The organism is Photobacterium sp. DA100, assembly GCF_029223585.1.
Taxonomy (GTDB): Bacteria; Pseudomonadota; Gammaproteobacteria; order Enterobacterales; family Vibrionaceae; genus Photobacterium.
In genome coordinates this window covers 1963369-1978713 of the sequence record NZ_CP119424.1, presented here as the reverse complement: position 1 = coordinate 1978713, position 15345 = coordinate 1963369, and the positions used below count along the sequence as shown (strand labels likewise).

Annotated in this window: 16 protein-coding genes; 6 read left to right on the top strand and 10 right to left on the bottom strand. The window is 52.8% G+C overall.

Features of this window, described 5'->3' with window-relative positions; all coding sequences use genetic code 11:
- Position 1 precedes the first annotated feature (1 nt).
- Genes PTW35_RS26570 through PTW35_RS26560 form a run of 3 tightly spaced genes read left to right on the top strand, consistent with a single transcriptional unit; the run spans position 2 to position 4379 of the window.
- On the top strand, positions 2–1078 hold the full coding sequence (locus PTW35_RS26570; RefSeq protein ID WP_281028194.1) for an efflux RND transporter periplasmic adaptor subunit: 1077 nt from the start codon (positions 2–4) through the stop codon (positions 1076–1078).
- Positions 1075–1323, top strand: coding sequence for a hypothetical protein (locus PTW35_RS26565; protein WP_281028193.1), 249 nt, complete (start codon positions 1075–1077; stop codon positions 1321–1323). The genes PTW35_RS26570 and PTW35_RS26565 overlap by 4 nt, the downstream gene beginning before the upstream one ends.
- Positions 1320–4379 carry an efflux RND transporter permease subunit gene (locus tag PTW35_RS26560; RefSeq protein WP_281028192.1) on the top strand — a complete coding sequence of 1020 codons (3060 nt, stop codon included), beginning with the start codon at positions 1320–1322 and terminating at the stop codon, positions 4377–4379. The genes PTW35_RS26565 and PTW35_RS26560 overlap by 4 nt, the downstream gene beginning before the upstream one ends.
- An 85-nt stretch (positions 4380–4464) precedes the next feature.
- Here the strand turns inward: PTW35_RS26560 and PTW35_RS26555 are convergent, their stop codons facing one another.
- The 4 genes from PTW35_RS26555 to PTW35_RS26540 all read right to left on the bottom strand — a co-directional run bounded on the left by PTW35_RS26555 (position 4465) and on the right by PTW35_RS26540 (position 7985).
- Positions 4465–5139 (bottom strand): ChrR family anti-sigma-E factor, encoded by a 675-nt coding sequence (locus PTW35_RS26555; protein ID WP_281028191.1) that lies wholly within the window; start codon positions 5137–5139, stop codon positions 4465–4467.
- Complete coding sequence (locus tag PTW35_RS26550) at positions 5132–5749, bottom strand: sigma-70 family RNA polymerase sigma factor (RefSeq protein WP_281028190.1); 618 nt, start codon at positions 5747–5749, stop codon at positions 5132–5134. Before PTW35_RS26550 ends, PTW35_RS26555 begins: the two co-directional genes overlap by 8 nt.
- A 44-nt stretch (positions 5750–5793) precedes the next feature.
- Entirely contained in the window at positions 5794–6384 is a 591-nt protein-coding gene (locus PTW35_RS26545) for a hypothetical protein (protein ID WP_281028189.1), read from the bottom strand.
- A 134-nt stretch (positions 6385–6518) separates the two neighbouring features.
- A complete protein-coding gene (locus PTW35_RS26540) occupies positions 6519–7985 on the bottom strand; it encodes a hypothetical protein (protein WP_281028188.1) in 1467 nt (488 codons plus the stop codon).
- Positions 7986–8236: 251 nt separating this feature from the next.
- Between PTW35_RS26540 and PTW35_RS26535 the strand changes: the two genes are divergently transcribed.
- Complete coding sequence (locus tag PTW35_RS26535; RefSeq protein ID WP_281028187.1) at positions 8237–9232, top strand: LacI family DNA-binding transcriptional regulator; 996 nt, start codon at positions 8237–8239, stop codon at positions 9230–9232.
- Between the two features lie 22 nt (positions 9233–9254).
- On the opposite strand, the gene PTW35_RS26530 is transcribed toward PTW35_RS26535, so the two are convergent.
- The 3 genes from PTW35_RS26530 to PTW35_RS26520 all read right to left on the bottom strand — a co-directional run bounded on the left by PTW35_RS26530 (position 9255) and on the right by PTW35_RS26520 (position 10633).
- Complete coding sequence (locus PTW35_RS26530) at positions 9255–9551, bottom strand: DUF6482 family protein (protein ID WP_281028186.1); 297 nt, start codon at positions 9549–9551, stop codon at positions 9255–9257.
- A 153-nt stretch (positions 9552–9704) separates the two neighbouring features.
- Entirely contained in the window at positions 9705–9953 is a 249-nt protein-coding gene (locus tag PTW35_RS26525; RefSeq protein ID WP_044621783.1) for a hypothetical protein, read from the bottom strand.
- A gap of 65 nt (positions 9954–10018) precedes the next feature.
- A complete protein-coding gene (locus tag PTW35_RS26520; RefSeq protein WP_044621784.1) occupies positions 10019–10633 on the bottom strand; it encodes a TetR/AcrR family transcriptional regulator in 615 nt (204 codons plus the stop codon).
- A 119-nt stretch (positions 10634–10752) separates the two neighbouring features.
- On the opposite strand from PTW35_RS26520, the gene PTW35_RS26515 reads away from it, so the two are divergent.
- The gene (locus tag PTW35_RS26515) at positions 10753–11931 is read left to right on the top strand and encodes an MBL fold metallo-hydrolase (RefSeq protein WP_281028185.1); all 1179 of its coding nucleotides are present in this window, start codon (positions 10753–10755) and stop codon (positions 11929–11931) included.
- Positions 11932–12003: 72 nt separating this feature from the next.
- On the opposite strand, the gene PTW35_RS26510 is transcribed toward PTW35_RS26515, so the two are convergent.
- Together PTW35_RS26510 and PTW35_RS26505 are read right to left on the bottom strand one after the other, a co-directional pair.
- Positions 12004–12381, bottom strand: coding sequence for a DUF2541 family protein (locus PTW35_RS26510; protein ID WP_281028184.1), 378 nt, complete (start codon positions 12379–12381; stop codon positions 12004–12006).
- Between the two features lie 195 nt (positions 12382–12576).
- Complete coding sequence (locus PTW35_RS26505) at positions 12577–13929, bottom strand: hemolysin family protein (RefSeq protein WP_281028183.1); 1353 nt, start codon at positions 13927–13929, stop codon at positions 12577–12579.
- Between the two features lie 185 nt (positions 13930–14114).
- Here PTW35_RS26505 and PTW35_RS26500 point away from each other — a divergent pair, with 185 nt between their 5' ends.
- Positions 14115–14603 (top strand): GNAT family N-acetyltransferase, encoded by a 489-nt coding sequence (locus tag PTW35_RS26500; RefSeq protein ID WP_281028182.1) that lies wholly within the window; start codon positions 14115–14117, stop codon positions 14601–14603.
- 78 nt (positions 14604–14681) lie between these two features.
- Here PTW35_RS26500 and PTW35_RS26495 read toward each other — a convergent pair whose 3' ends face one another.
- Entirely contained in the window at positions 14682–15332 is a 651-nt protein-coding gene (locus tag PTW35_RS26495) for a cupin domain-containing protein (RefSeq protein WP_281028181.1), read from the bottom strand.
- Positions 15333–15345 lie beyond the last annotated feature (13 nt).

Here is a 15345-nt window from a genome sequence, read left to right as displayed (position 1 = left end):
GATGTTGAAGAAGATGTCATTCGCCGTTCTTTCCATGATGGTATTAGCCGGTTGCCAAGAGCCGCCGCAGCAACAAACTACTGCTTCGCTTGCAGTGTCTTCCCTGACGGTTGATCAGCCGATAACCAGCCAGTTCCGCTCCTTCAAGGGCCAGGTGGAAGCGGCAGAAAATACCCCGTTGGCGTTTCGGGTTGAAGGCGAGCTGCAGCGCGTATTGGTTAAATCTGGCCAGCAGGTCAAGAAAGGCGAGCTCCTTGCCGAACTGGATGCCGATAAGTTCGAGCAGCAACGCAATGACGCCCAGGTTCAGTTTGGTCTGGCGACCAAACAGCTTCAGCGTGGTCGGGAATTGTTTGAGCGCAAGATGATCTCCAAGGCTGAGCTCGACGAGCTGTCTGCCAATCACAAGCTGACAAAAGTGAACTTCAAGGCAGCGGAGCGCCGTTTGGGCTACACCCGCTTGGTTGCGCCGTTCGACGGCGTGGTGGCGGATGTGCCTAAGGAGTCGTTCGAGGCGGTATCTCCGGGTGAAACGGTCGTTAACCTGTACCAGGACGATCTGCTGTATATCAATATCGCCGTATCCGATCACGTGCTGGCCATGCTCAACCCGCAGCAGGTGAACCGCAGTTACCAGCCAATGGCGCGTTTTGGGTCCGAGTCGCAAACCTATCCCGTGACCTACCTTGAGCATACCGGCGAGCTAGAGCCACAAAGCCAAACCTACCGTATGTGGTTTGAAATGCCGCAGCGAGAGCCGGCGATTTTGCCGGGCACCAGCGTGTCTCTGCGTGTTGATATGGCGGAAGCGGGCCTGAGTACCTTGCAAGGCTACCAGCTGCCGATGACAGCGATAGAGGTCGGCCGCGAAGCTGGCCAGTTTTTTGTCTGGAAGCTAGAGGGCAATCAGGTCCACAAGGTGGAAGTCGGTATTGGTCAGCTCAATAATCACGGTGCCATCGTAAGCAGCGGCATCAGCGAGGGCGATCGCCTGGTGACCTCCAGTTTGCGAAAAATGCGCGAGGGAATGGAAGTGACCCAGCTACCAGCAGTAAAAGCAGAGGCGAAGGCCCTGTGAAATTGAACATGCCCACCGTTGTCCAATCCCTCATTCGCTGGGTGGTTTGGCTTGTGATCACATTGGCTGGCCTCGCCCTCTTCACCGGATTAGGGCAACTGATGGCTGGCAAGCTGATTGACGGGGGCATGCAGTTTTTAGAGTTATCAATTCAGGCCACGCCCGTTATTACGACATTTTGGGTGCTTGGTGAAGAAGATTGGGGATTGACTATGGCAGTAGCCACCATGGGAGCAGTACAGTGAATATTGCTGAGTATTCAATAAAAAATAAGGTCATTAGCTGGCTGTTCTTGATTATCCTGGCGGTTGGGGGCGTGACCTCGTTCCTGGATTTGGGCCGGCTGGAAGATCCGGCATTTACCATCAAAGATGCCATGATTGTTGCCACCTACCCGGGGGCCACCTCGACCGAAGTCGAAGAAGAGCTGACTTATCCGCTGGAGAAGGCAGTACGCCAGCTGCCGTATATCGACAAGGTGACTTCGACCTCCTCGGCCGGGATGACTCAGATTACAGTCAGCATGGACATGATCTACGGCCCGGACGAACTGCCGCAGATCTGGGATGAAATGCGCCGTAAGGTCAATGACCTGCGCCCGACCTTGCCATCAGGTGTGGGTTCGCTACAGATCATCGACGACTTTGGTGATGTGTACGGCGTGATGATGATGTTGACCGGCGAGGGCTACTCATACGTCGAACTCAAGCAGTACGCCGATTACCTGATCCGAGAGCTGGAGCTTGTCAGCGGCGTGGGTAAGGTCAGTCTGGCCGGGGATCAGCAAGAGCAAATCTTTGTCGAGATTTCCGTTGAGCGCATGGCGGCGCTGAATCTGGACATGAATACCGTGGTGGGACTGCTGAACCAGCAGAACAGCGTGACCGCCTCGGGCGAGATGATGATCAACGGCCAGAACCTGATCATCCGTCCTAACGGTGAGATGAACAGTGTTGAGTCATTGGAAAACCTGGTGATCCATGGCCGGGACACCGGTAATCTGATCCGCCTGAAAGATGTCGCGACGGTTTCCCGTGGGGTACAGGAAAAACCGGGCAATATCGTGACTTACAACGGTAAGCCAGCGATTAACCTGGGCATTTCGTTTTCCTCTGGGGTAAACGTGGTTGAGGTGGGCAAGCAGCTTGATGCTCGCTTGGCCGAACTCGAGAGCATCAAGCCAGCCGGTGTTTCACTCAACTACTTCTACAACCAAGCGCAGGAAGTGGACAAGTCGGTACAGGACTTTGTGGTCAGCCTGGGTCAGGCGGTGGCGATCGTGATTGTGGTGCTGCTGTTTGCCATGGGGCTGCGCAGTGGGGTGATCATCGGTTTGGTACTGCTGCTGACGGTATTTGGCACCTTTATCATGATGAAGCTCAATGATGTTGAGCTGCACCGTATCTCCTTGGGTGCCCTGATCATTGCGCTGGGTATGCTGGTGGATAATGCCATCGTGGTGGTAGAAGGGATCCTGGTCGGTCTGAAGAAGGGCCGGACCAAGGTGCAAGCCGCGGCAGACATTGCCAAGCAGACCCAGTGGCCACTGCTTGGTGCGACGGTCATTGCTATCACGGCCTTTGCCCCTATTGGTTTGTCTTCGGATGCGACCGGTGAGTTTATGGGCTCGCTGTTCTGGGTGTTGTGCTACTCGCTGTTCCTGAGCTGGGTCACCGCGCTGACACTGACGCCGTTCTTGGCTGATCTGATGCTCAAGGAAAGCGATAGCTCACAGCAGGCCGATGAAGACCCGTACAAAGGTGTGCTGTTTACGGTCTTCGGTACCCTGCTGAAATTTGCCCTGCGCTTCCGTTGGTTGACCATGGCCAGCATGGTTGTCCTGCTTGTGACGGCAGTGATCGCCTTCGGTCAGGTGAAGCAGTCGTTTTTCCCGCCGTCCAACACCCCGATGTTCTATGTCGATATGTGGATGCCGGAAGGGACCGATATCCGCGAAACCATGGCACAGACTGCAAAGGTCGAGGAGTATATCCTTGCCCAGGATGATGTCGAGTTTGTGACCACTTCTGTCGGCCAGGGGATGCAACGTTTCGTGCTGACCTACCAGCCGGAGAAAAGCTACGAGTCTTATGCCCAGCTGCAGGTGCGCACAACCAGCCGCGACAACATGTTCGATTTGCTGCACAAGCTGGATGCAGGACTGCCAGCCAAGTTTGACCAGCCGACCTTCCAGTTCAAGTTGATGGAGTTCGGTCCGTCGCCGGCATCGAAGATCGAGGCACGAATTGTTGGCCCAGATCCTCAAGTCCTGCGCGATATCGCTGTGCAGGTTGAGGATGTACTGCTGCAGGATCCGGGGGCGCGCAATGTCCGTCATGACTGGCGTGAGCGTACCAAGGAGCTGGTGCCGCAGTTCAATGAAACCAAGGCACGCCGTTTGGGGATTTCGAAAGAAGATCTGTCCCATACCCTGCAGATGGCCTACGGCGGTAACACCATCGGCCTGTTGCGTGACGGCACCCATATGTTGCCGATCATCACGCGCCTGCCGGAGTCCGAGCGGGTCGATTACGATACCCTGCAGAACCTCCAGCTTTGGAGCCCGGTCCAGCAGGCTTACGTACCGATTGAACAGGTGATTGACGGTGTTGATCTCGGGTGGTCTGAGCCGCTGATCCAGCGCAAAGACCGGAAGCGGACCCTGACCGTTTTGGCGGATCACGATGTACTGGGCGATGAAACCGCGGCCACCCTGTTTAACCGTATCCGCCCTCAGGTTGAAGCCCTGCCGCTGCCGGTTGGCTACAGCATCGAGTGGGGTGGCGAATATGAATCATCGAAAGATGCGCAGGAAGCCATGATGGGCTCAATGCCGATGGGCTACCTGTTTATGTTCGTCATCACTATCTTCCTGTTCAACTCGGTGAAGAAGCCGTTGGTGATTTGGGCGACGGTACCGCTGTCGATTATCGGTGTGGCATTTGGCCTGTTGGCAACCAACATTCCATTCAGCTTTACCGCCTTGCTTGGCCTGTTGAGTCTAAGCGGGATGATTTTGAAAAACGGTATCGTATTGCTAGATCAAATCAACATTGAGCTGGAGTCGGGCAAGCAGCCTTATGATGCCATTGTTGACAGTGCCATTAGCCGTGTACGTCCAGTAAGTATGGCAGCACTGACCACGATTCTGGGTATGATCCCGCTGGTGTTCGATGCGTTCTTCAACTCTCTGGCTATCACCATCATGGCAGGCCTGGGCTTTGCGACGGTACTGACATTGATTGTGGTGCCTGTGCTGTTTGCCCTGTTCTACAACGTTAAGCAGCCAGCAAAAGCTTAACTAATCAGAAGCTGAGAAAGCCAAACCCCGTTGTACTTGATGTACAGCGGGGTTTTTTATTTCCATTATCAAACGATGGCTATTGTTAGCGCCTGAAGAACAGCTGGCTGAACGGGTTGAGCAAGGTTGCCAGACCTGAGGTGAAGTGCAACGGCGCATTCAACAGGGTCAGGCATAGGCAATCTTGACCTTCCCGGGTTCTTGGCAGGTGTTGATGCTGTTTGGTTTGGACAATGAAATCGCCCGCACGGTAGGTGCCGCTTTCATCATAGAATTCCCCAGCTAAGACCAGGGTGATTTCCTGCCCCTGATGGGTATGCTCTGGCAGGGCACTGTCAGAATCCATATAGATGAAATTCATCTTGCTGGTTCCGCAGACATCCACTTGAGCACGCTTGATGTTGCCCGGCAGGCGGGACCAGGGGCCAATTTTTTCGTTGTGGCGCTGGAGGGCAGAAGGTAGTGGGTAAGTTTTGCCTTCCAGCATGAGCTGGCTGTCAGGTTGTTGGTCGACGACAGTATCGACAAACTCCTGATCCATGATCTGGTGCATCATTGCTTCGAGTGCAGGTGACAAGGTGGCGGGCTCGCTTTTCTCTAGCTGGCCAGCTTGTTCAGCCTCAATAGCCGCGATTTTCTGCCGGCAGCTGGGGCAGTACTCTAGGTGGGCGCTGATCATAATGCTCGATGCAGACTCTAGTTCCCCACAGGCATAGCGGCTGAGGAGGTTATGGTCGGGATGGAAGTGGATGTTAGCCATCGAGGGCCTCCTTCATTTTTTGCAGGGCTAGGCGTAGTCGGCTTTTCACCGTGCCGAGGGGAACACCTAGGGCATCGGCTACGTCTTGGTGGGAAGCCCCTTGCATGCAGACCATGCGCACAACTTCTGACTGGGCTGGCGGTAGTTTTTCAATCAAGGCTTCCAGTTCTTGGCTGACAATGGCATGAAATTCAATCGGCAGTTTGTCTGCATCTTGTTCTTCATGCAGAATCGGCCAGAGGTCGTCACCTTGGACCCAGTCTTGCTGGTGTTTGGACTTTCGGAGTAGATCGAACTTGACGTTTCTGGCGACGGAGTAGATCCACGTGAGCGCGGCGCCTTTGGACTCGTCATACAGATGGGCTTTGAGCCACACCTTGAGCATGGTTTCTTGAACGATTTCCATTGCCAATGATTCGTCGCGGAGCTGCTTGCGGGAAAAATTCATCAATTTTGGCGCGACCAAATTGAAAAGCTGCTCGTAACTGCGACGACAGCGGGCATCGGCAATATTGTGCAATAGCATTGCTACATCAATAGCAGGCGCTTCATCGTTAATGATAGGCTCCTTGCTGTTTCCGGAGTGCATAACTGCCAGTGTTCTCATCATAACCCTATCTGCAAGCTTATGTCTGTTTGCAATAAACGCCAAAACTAATTGAGGCGATCACTGTGGCGGATGATTTTTTTCAGGTATCTGAGGCACAGCTGGGAGGTAGGGTATTTGAGCAACCTTTGTTTGGTTCCCAGCGGGATGGGGAGCAGTTCCAGCCAGCGCCAGCAGACCCAATTGGTGGCAACGCGATCTGGCGGTGCTGCTGCAGAGGGGAGTGTCCGGCAATATGTACTGGTGCACTGATGAAGGCGGACGACCAGAATGTCGTCGCTCGCAAGAGTGCTATCATGCCACAAAGGATAAACCTGCCCCTTCAATGTTTGCGATTGCTGCCCTGATGCAACGATTCTGCCCCAGTACTGGACGGCAAGCTTCAGTTTGATTTGGCTGTCACTGAGCCAGTCAACATCTTCGATAGCGGCAAACATGATGATGTCTCCGTTGCTGTCAGCGGCCTGCCCCGCATCATCTTGCATGACTAGCCACAGGCCGCCAGCCCTTAAGCCATCGGTAATGGTATGGGTGAAGGAATATCCTGCACCTCTGATATCGGCGTTACCCATCGGCATCAAATGCTCGGTACATTTCAAATAGGGTAAGTGTTTTAGTTCACGGTTGATTTGCGACACATCCAATCTCCTTTTTTCAGTACTACGTGAAAAGGAGGTTATTGGATGAACTCAATGTGATTTAACGTTCGGGTTCAACAAAAGCCATCCCTCCGGAATGGCTTTTGTTATGTGGTGCAGGATTGTTGTTCTAATTAGCTAACGGCATCGGTGGTAGTCAGCGGCTTCCTTTCCATGATGTTATCTGCAATCAGCAGCATGGCAACCGGGACCAGCAGGCCTACGGCCTGGTTCATCACACCCATGTTGGCAGCAAACCAGTCAATTTTGGCAAGCACAAACTGAAGCAGGAAACCAGCACCCGCGGTGACCACCACAGTCAGGTAGGCGTGCAGTTTAGTGACTTTACCGACAAACAGTGCCCACAGAGTTGGCATCACCATCGGGCCGACAAACAGGCTGGTAATGCTGACAATCAGCTTCTCGGCACCGCCCAAGTATGGGATGGAAATACTAAGACCGATCACAAGCATACCCAGTATAATCGTCACGATACGGCCGACGCTCATCATTTGCTCATCGTTGGCTTGCGGGTTGATGCGCTTGCCGTAGAACTCGGTGGTCAGGGCGCCGGAGAATACGTTGAGTTCGGAAGAGGCCATACTCGCTGTGGCAGCCAGCATTGATGAGACCACCAGACCCAGCATGCCTACAGGCAGTACGGCTTGGGCTGACAAGATATAAGCTTGCTCTGGGTTGGCATCCGGATTGATGGTGCTGTAGATGATCGGCGGCAGCATCCACAGTACCGGCGTGATGATGTAGAGCGTGCCGAACAGGTAAGAGGCCTTGCGGGCCTCTTTTGGCGACTCGACACACAGATGGCGCTGGACGAATGCCCACTCACCACCGACCTTGAACACATGTACCATGATCCAGCCGAAGATGAAAATCTGGGTGTAGCTGCTGTTGAAGAGCGACAGATGCCCTTCCGGCAGGTTGGCGATGATGTTCTCGCTACCACCGCCCAAGCTGTAAATCATTGGCAAGATCAGGCAGACCGACAGCATCAGCACCACAAACTGGGTGAAATCGGTCAGCAATACTGCCCACAGGCCGCCGAGGAAGGTATAGAGGATAATCACCGTACCGACGATGATGATCAGCCCGTTGACGCTGAAGAAGCCATTGTCATCGGCAAAGAAGTTGTCTGGCGAGACGGGGATCAGCGAGCTGACAATCACGGCCACCGAGTACAGGGCAACGGAGACCCCGATGATGCGGGTGACAATGCCCAGCCAGGTGTACATTTGCAGTACGCCACTGCCGTATTTTTCGCCGACAAACTCCGCAGCCGATGTAGCGCCGGACGATTTCCATTTACCGGCAAACAAGTACCCGGCAATCAGCGCAGCCACCCCCATACTCATACACACGGTAATGGCGACCACCCCAAGGCGGTAGGCTACCCCGCCCCATACCACGAAGGTACCGGCTGAGAACATGGTCATGTAGGCCGAAATGCCGGACATCCACCATGGGGATTTTCCTCCGGCGGAGAACATTTCGGCACTGTTGGTCATTCGCTTGGAAGACCAGTAACCAATCCCGACCATACCGGCCAGGAAGGCTATGAGGACTATTACGTCTAAGGTGTTCATCGTTTCATTCCTATATCGTCATTAGAATACTTTAAGTTTGAAGACTCGGGCATAAGGAATGTCATGGTTATCGTTGAATTAGTTAAAGTTGCCATGCGTTGCTGTGTGTGTTGAACCATGTTTCTGTATAATGCCAACAGCATTGACGTTCATGCGCTGAATAATGGCAGGTCGTCATGAAGCAAGCATTTTTTGAGGCATACAGCTGAGGTCCCAGAATAAGAATGTGGGCCGAATTGGCGGAGTAGTAAATGGCAGCGACATTAAAAGATATTGCCAAGGTGGCAGGTGTTTCGGCAGTAACGGTGTCGTATGTACTGAATAATAAAAACCGGGTGAGCGAAGCGACCAAAGCCAAGGTGATGGAAGCGGCGAAATCGCTCAACTATGTGCCGAACCGCGCAGCAAAAATGCTGGCCAGCAAGTCGACCAAACATATTTGTCTGGTTATCTCAGGTCCTGACTATGAATACTTGACCAACCCGTATATCTACAAACTGGTGAATGGTATTGGCTCGTCATTAAATCAGCACGGTTATGAACTGACGTTGCGCATGGCCAAGACTGATAATGAGTTGGTATTTATCCAGGGCGAGCTGAATTCCAATCTGTATGACGGGGTGTTGATCTGGGGTACCCGCATGCCAGATGAGCATTTTCTTTCGCTGTTTGGCCACCGCGTTCCCATTGTTTCCATTGCTAGAGATCTGCAGGACGATACCGTCAATGCGGTATTGGTGGAGCATTACCAGTCAGCCTATCGGATGACCCAATACCTTATCGATAGAGGCTATCGCAAAATTATGTTCCTCGGCAAATTGGATGTGATTAAGGCGGCGCGGGATCGCTTCGAGGGCTATCGCCAAGCGCTGCTTGATAATGGTATCGAGTTTGAAGAAAACTGGGCCTTTAAGGCGGACTACTATCAGGAAGATGCCTATCAAATCGTGTCAGAAATGGACGGTATTGAATTTGATGCGGTATTTGCCGCATCCGATTTGATGGCTATCGGTGCTATGAAAGCCTTGTTAGAAAAAGGCCTATCGATACCGGACGACATTGCCGTGGCAGGATTCGATAACATCCCCAACAGTGACATGTTGCCTGTGGGGTTAACGACTGTTGATACGCCGATTTTCCAGCTAGGCTCGCAGGCGGCTACCATGCTGGTCAGCTTGATCGAAGAGCTTGAAACCGAACATAAGATTGAGCTCGGCACAGAATTGATGATCCGCCAGTCTGCCTAACCGCTCAAACCATTGTGGGCAGTTAGAAAGTAATGTTGAAACGGACTTTTCCGCCAGTATTATCGCTGCTGCCTATCATTTCATCATATGGTGTCACCATCTCAAACACCGCCTGGTGGATCCCCAATTGACTGAGTTTCTCTTCAGCTTCGTGTAGCGACTGCCCTGTAATGGAGTGGTGATGAGTATCTTTGAGGTGGTAGAAGTTGCCTTTGTTGTCTTCCCCGCCAATCAAATAGCACGTAGAGTCTGCGGTATTGATAATTGTGGGTGTCAACACTCCCCGTTTCATCAAAGAAAGTAACGCTTCCTGAGTCATAGCCATACTCCTGAATGAGGGCAACAGTGCTGTTGCCTTGTCATTAACGCCGATAACAGCGCAAGCGATCATCTATGGTGTGGTCGCGGATAACGACTCATCAGCGACAAAGTTGGAGGCGGATAGCGGTATCCGCCCTGGTGGTATATTGGCTCAGTAGGTCTCTTTTTTGGGCTTCTTGTCTTTTTTATTACCTTTGCCCGGGTTGTCATCACCATGAACGCTGCGGTTTTCTTGATCCTTTTTCCATTGTTCACACTCTTCCGAGGTGATCTTTACATTTTCAGACTCCAGCTTCAGGCAATCTTTGCTGATTTCAAAACCGTCGCCAGATATCTTTACATCAGCGGTGGCTCCCAGACTAACCATCAGGGTCAGTAGGCAGGCAAAAACTCGGTACATGGCAAATTCCTTGTGGTTGATATCACAACAAGTGTAGAAGCTCTTTTGCTTCTATGTGTTAAGGACTAGTCAGATTTGATCTCGTAAGCGGCAGTAAATTGCTGGACCGCCGATTCGATGGTGGCCTGCAGTATTGTCGGATCCGGCGCCGGCTGGTGGGCCATAATCTGCGGCCAGAAGATGGTTGCTTTCAGGCATGAGACAAATTGCTCGGAGGCAATTTCTGGGTGGGCCACATTGAGTTTGCCGGCATCAATCCCGTCGAGGATCCAGCGGGTGAGGCCATGGCAAGCATCGAGTGGCTGGAACTTCTCTACCATTAAACTTGCCAGCTCCTTGGAACGGATACATTCCGCCATGACAACCCGGGCAACGGCCATGAAACTCGGGCTGCATAGTAACTCCACTTCTTTTTGGGCAATGTGGGTCAGCTGATCTGTGATGCTTTGATCTGGCTGGAAGGGAATAGAGCTGATCACTTTCACATTGGATACTAGCCGCTCAACGATCACCTCGAACAAGCTTTCTTTGGTTGGGTAATACTTGTAAAGCGTTCGTTTGGACACTTCGGCTTTTTTCGAGATCGCTTCCATACTGGCTAGCTCCAGCCCTTTTTCTGAAAAAATTTCCAGTGCGGCACAGACAATATTTTCCTGTTTAATTTCAGCGACTTTACCCATAAAAATTACTCAATTATATGATGGTGTTGAATTAAGATGTAAACGGTGGTGTTTACTTTTTGGCTGTAATCAATATGATTAAAGTATACACCATCGTTTACTTTTGAGACTAGCGACGAATGAAAACGACATTGAAAGCATCTTTGGTTGCCATCTTGGGGGCCCTTGGCCTGGCGGCATACAGTGGCGGAAGTACCAGCACAGACGGCAGTTATGTGCGCAGCCAAGAAATTCGTCAAGCACGTATCGCCCGTTCGCCGCAATTCAAAGATGGCAAAGTCATCACCCAGCTGCCGAGGGTTGAAAGCGAGGAGGGCATGTTGTCGCTGCTGTGGAAATTTTTCATGCAGCGCGAGCAGTACCGGCCCCAGCACCGTCTTAAGTTCCAAGCGATGGATACCCCGTTGCTGGAGAACCCGAGCAGTGCGCTGCGGGTGACTTGGCTGGGGCATTCGTCTTTGTTTCTGGAGGCGGATGGTGTGCGCATCCTGATTGACCCGGTGTTTGACCATGCGTCCCCTTCGGCATTTGCCAAAATGTTTTCACGCAATGTCGACGCACCGGTCAGCCGCGAAGACTTGCCCCTGCCGGATGTGATTCTGATATCCCATGACCACTATGATCACTTGGAAGAAAAAACCGCCCGTTTTTATGCCGATAAAAACGTTACCTTCTTTGTCCCGCTAGGGGTGGGGCGCCACCTGGAAAAATGGGGCGTGAAACCGGGCAATATCGAAGAGTTTGACTGGTGGGAAAGTGTCGCTATCGGCACTGTCCGGATTACCTCGGCACCGGCCAACCATAATTCAGGCCGTGGTCTGTTTGACAGCAATACCACCCTCTGGTCATCCTGGGCGATTCAGGCTGAAGCGGGCAGTGTGTTTTACAGTGGCGACTCGGCCTATGGAGAACACTTCAAGCAAATTGGTGAGCGGTTGGGACCATTTGACCTGACCTTTATCGAAGTGGCTGCCAACGTAAAAGATGGCAAAGGCTACCCGGTTGAAGGTTGGGGGCATATGCAGGCTGCCCATACGCTTCAGGCGCACCTAGATGTGGGCGGCGACAAGCTGTTCCCGGTCCACTGGTCGACCTATGAGCTGTTTCTCCACAAATGGGATGAGCCAGTCAATGATCTGATTGCCGAAGCGCACAGCCACGGGGTGGAATTAGTGACGCCGCTGGTCGGTCAGAGCTTGGATATGTCTCTGCCAGTTCAGACTGCCTATTGGTGGCAAGACAGCGAGTCGTGGCAAACGGACAGTGACATGTCTCAGTTGGCTTACCGGGCAGAGTAATGGCTGAAAGAGATAAAACAAGGGCAGTCTCAGCGACTGCCCTTGTTTGTCATGGTGCCGGAGGGGCGATGGTTATTGCCGTCCGTATACCCTCACCCCCGCCGATGAGCCCTCGGCCTTGCCGAATACTTCCAGGTTTTTCACACAGCGGGTATAGGCAAACTTGCGCCAGTCCGTTTGGTCATGCTTGTCTAGCTTGCGGTGAAAATGGATGGTTTTGGTGTCGTCATTGTTGAAGGTCACTACGACACGTTCTAGCCGCATATCTCGTTCGGCTTTGACGCGGATCGCGTCAACCCGGCGACATACCAGCAAGGGGATCTGTGCGCCATGGTCGCTTTTGCCCAGCAAGATGGTTCTGCCCAGGGTGACTTTGTCGTCGGCTTGGGCTAGGTTGGAAGCACCGAGTAAGCCAAGGCTCAGTGCCAAAAACATGGAATGCGTTTTCATCAATAATCTCAATAACAGCAGTACTGTTAAGCTAAATAGGGTAGTGGGAAATTCTCCCCACCTGTCGCTGGCCCCGCCTGTATGCCTGAACGTAATGCTCAGTGCTCAGTGCTCAGTGCTCAGTGCTTTGCGAGGGCAGCGGAATATACCTTCGGCTTTGGTTGCTAAAGACAGGGTTGTGTAAAATTTTGCTCACTATGCCTGTCTATTGGTTTGGTCTTCTTCATCGATGGTCTTGTCATCCGCTGCCTCGACCTCGACAGGCATTTTTCTGGTCACTGAGACTTTATCCGCCCGGTTGCCTTCGACTTGGGTCACCTCGAACTGCCACCCTTCCCATTCGATGCTGTCTCCCACCGAAGGTAGCCCGCTCAAGTACCACATCAGCATGCCGCTTAGGGTGTGGTAGCCGTTTTGATCTTCATCGGGCAGGGTTTCGAGCTCGAGCAAGTCTTTGAGCACCAAGATAGGGATCAGTCCGTCCATCGACCAACTGCCATCTTCATTTTCCACCGACCAGATATCTTCGGGGGCGCGGGTTTTGAACTCGCCGGCCAAAGCCTCGAGGATATCTTTCGGGGTCACGATACCCTGGATATCGCCGTATTCATCGACGACGAACGCCATGACATCTCCCGAGTGGCGGAAGTGCTCAAGCAGTTGGATCCCGGTCCAGTTTTCCGGAATAAATACCGGTGGCAGCAGGTAGTGCTCTATCGGGCAGCGTGGCCGTGCGATGTGGTATTGCAACAGCTGTTTAGTGGTAATGATGCCCTTGGGATTATCCATATTGCCTCTGATCACCGGAAATTGCTGGTGACTGGAGGCGACCAGAAAGTTGAGGTTACTTTCGCTTGGCTTATCGAGATCCAGCGCCACGATCTCATTGCGAGGGGTCATCAGTGATGTCACCTTGCGATCATCAAAGTGAAAGACATTTTTGACCATGGCATGTTCTTGTTTCTCGATAACCCCCGTCTGTGACCCCTCTGCCAGTACGGCTTTTATATCTTCCTCGGTGAGAACGTCACCTTGATTTTCTTTGCCGTGTTTGCCCAACAGTCGCAGGGTCAGCTCGGTGGAAGTGGCCAGCAAGAAGACAAAAGGTCTGGATAGGCTGGCAAGCACGGTCAGAGGGCGGGCCATCATGCGGGCAATGCTCTCCGGGCTTAGCTGGGCCAGGCGCTTGGGTACCAGTTCACCAATGACGATGGATAGGTAGGTGATACCGACAACCACGATGGTGGTGGCGGCTACGGAGCTGGTCTTGGCGGCGAGGCCAAGTTGCTGGAGGTTGTCGGCCAGTGGCCCTGCGAGGGCTGCTTCACCGAACACCCCGTTGAGGATGCCGATGGCGGTAATGCCAATCTGTACGGTGGAAAGAAAGCGGGTCGGCTCCTCGCCGAGCTTGATGGCGGTGGTCGCACCCTTGTCGCCATTGTCTGCCAGTTTTTGCAGACGACTTTTTCGTGCAGTGACCAGGGCAATTTCCGACATGGCAAAAACGCCATTAAGCAGAATTAGGCCGGCCAAAATTAGCACGTCCATGAGGTTCTCCTTCATGTTCGAGGCTGTTGCCTCTAAGCATATGTGTTGAGTTGAAAGTTTGGTGTGAAGTAGCAAACAAGTTTGACCATAGCGATTCAGTGGCAGGATGAACATGGAGAAATATTTATCTCTATTAATTGTGTTTTTGATTAAGATGGTGTGAGCAAATAAAAGGAAACAAGGCAATGAAAATCGAGATGAATTTCTCAACCGAAAGGTTGTCGGCCAAGACCCTAGACCGCACCATGCGGGGGATCCAGGACGAAATCATGACTATGTTTACCGAGCCGGTCAGCCGCCACCTACCACCGTCCTGTCAGAATTTCCACACTGCAGAGGACGTCGATCACTGGCTCGAAGGCATGGCACGAACCGGTAGTGTGCTGAGGCTAACCTTGCAGCAGCAAGCGGTGGGGTATCTATTTGTCTTTCCCGAGCCGGAAGACTGCTACCGCTTGGGTTACGTGCTTGACGAAGCCCGGTGGGGCAAAGGGTTTGCCACAGAAGCAATGCAGGGTTTGGTGACCTATTTGTCCGCGCATGAACACGCTGCCAGTTTCATTGCTGGTGTTGAGCCAGAGAATACTGGATCGGTCAATGTGCTCAAGAAGCTGGGGTTTGCATACAGTTATTCCGAGCAAGAAGTCGACTACTATTCACTGCAAAACGGATGATCGTTCAGGCCGCCGTCTCGATAAATACATGGCGAGTTGGAGCGGATTGGGGCGACGGGTTGGCCCCCCCTTACTTAGCTAAATCGGCAAGTGCCCGGTCTTCACTAAAATGACGGTCTCTTGCTCGACAAAGGGAAAATGCTCGCTCAGGTGCGGGCTTCGCAGCCAGGTGCCTGCGGGATACTGTCCGAACTCATCCTGAAACTCCCCAGACAAAACCAGAATCTCCTCTCCGCCCCAGTGGCGGTGGGGCTGGAATCGCTCACCAGCGGGCCATTTCACCAAAGCGGTGTGCTGATGACCGAATTCATGCAGCGGCATGACCTGTAATCCACCGATCCCCGGTTGCCAGGGAGTTTGGTGGGTATTGATACGGATCTGCTGGCTATCGTTAGGCATGAACTGGTTGAGTTTGACGAAGATGGTACAGCCTTCCTTGCTGAACGGGGCATGCTGACTGCCCGGCGGGTTGCGGATATAGGTGCCGGGGCCAAAATTGCCGGTTTCGTCAGAGAATATTCCATCCAGGACGAAAATTTCCTCACCCATGGGGTGGAAATGGGAGCTAAATGATGAGCCCTCGCCATAGCGGACGACACTGGTGGTATGTCCCGACTCTTTGGCTTCGCGCTCCAGTGGCTTGCGCCATACACCCGGTGCAGGGCTGGGCTGCCACTCTACTTGCTCGGTCTCGATCACCAAGCGTTGCTGAAAATCCATGTTGAGCATGTTGCCTCCCTCC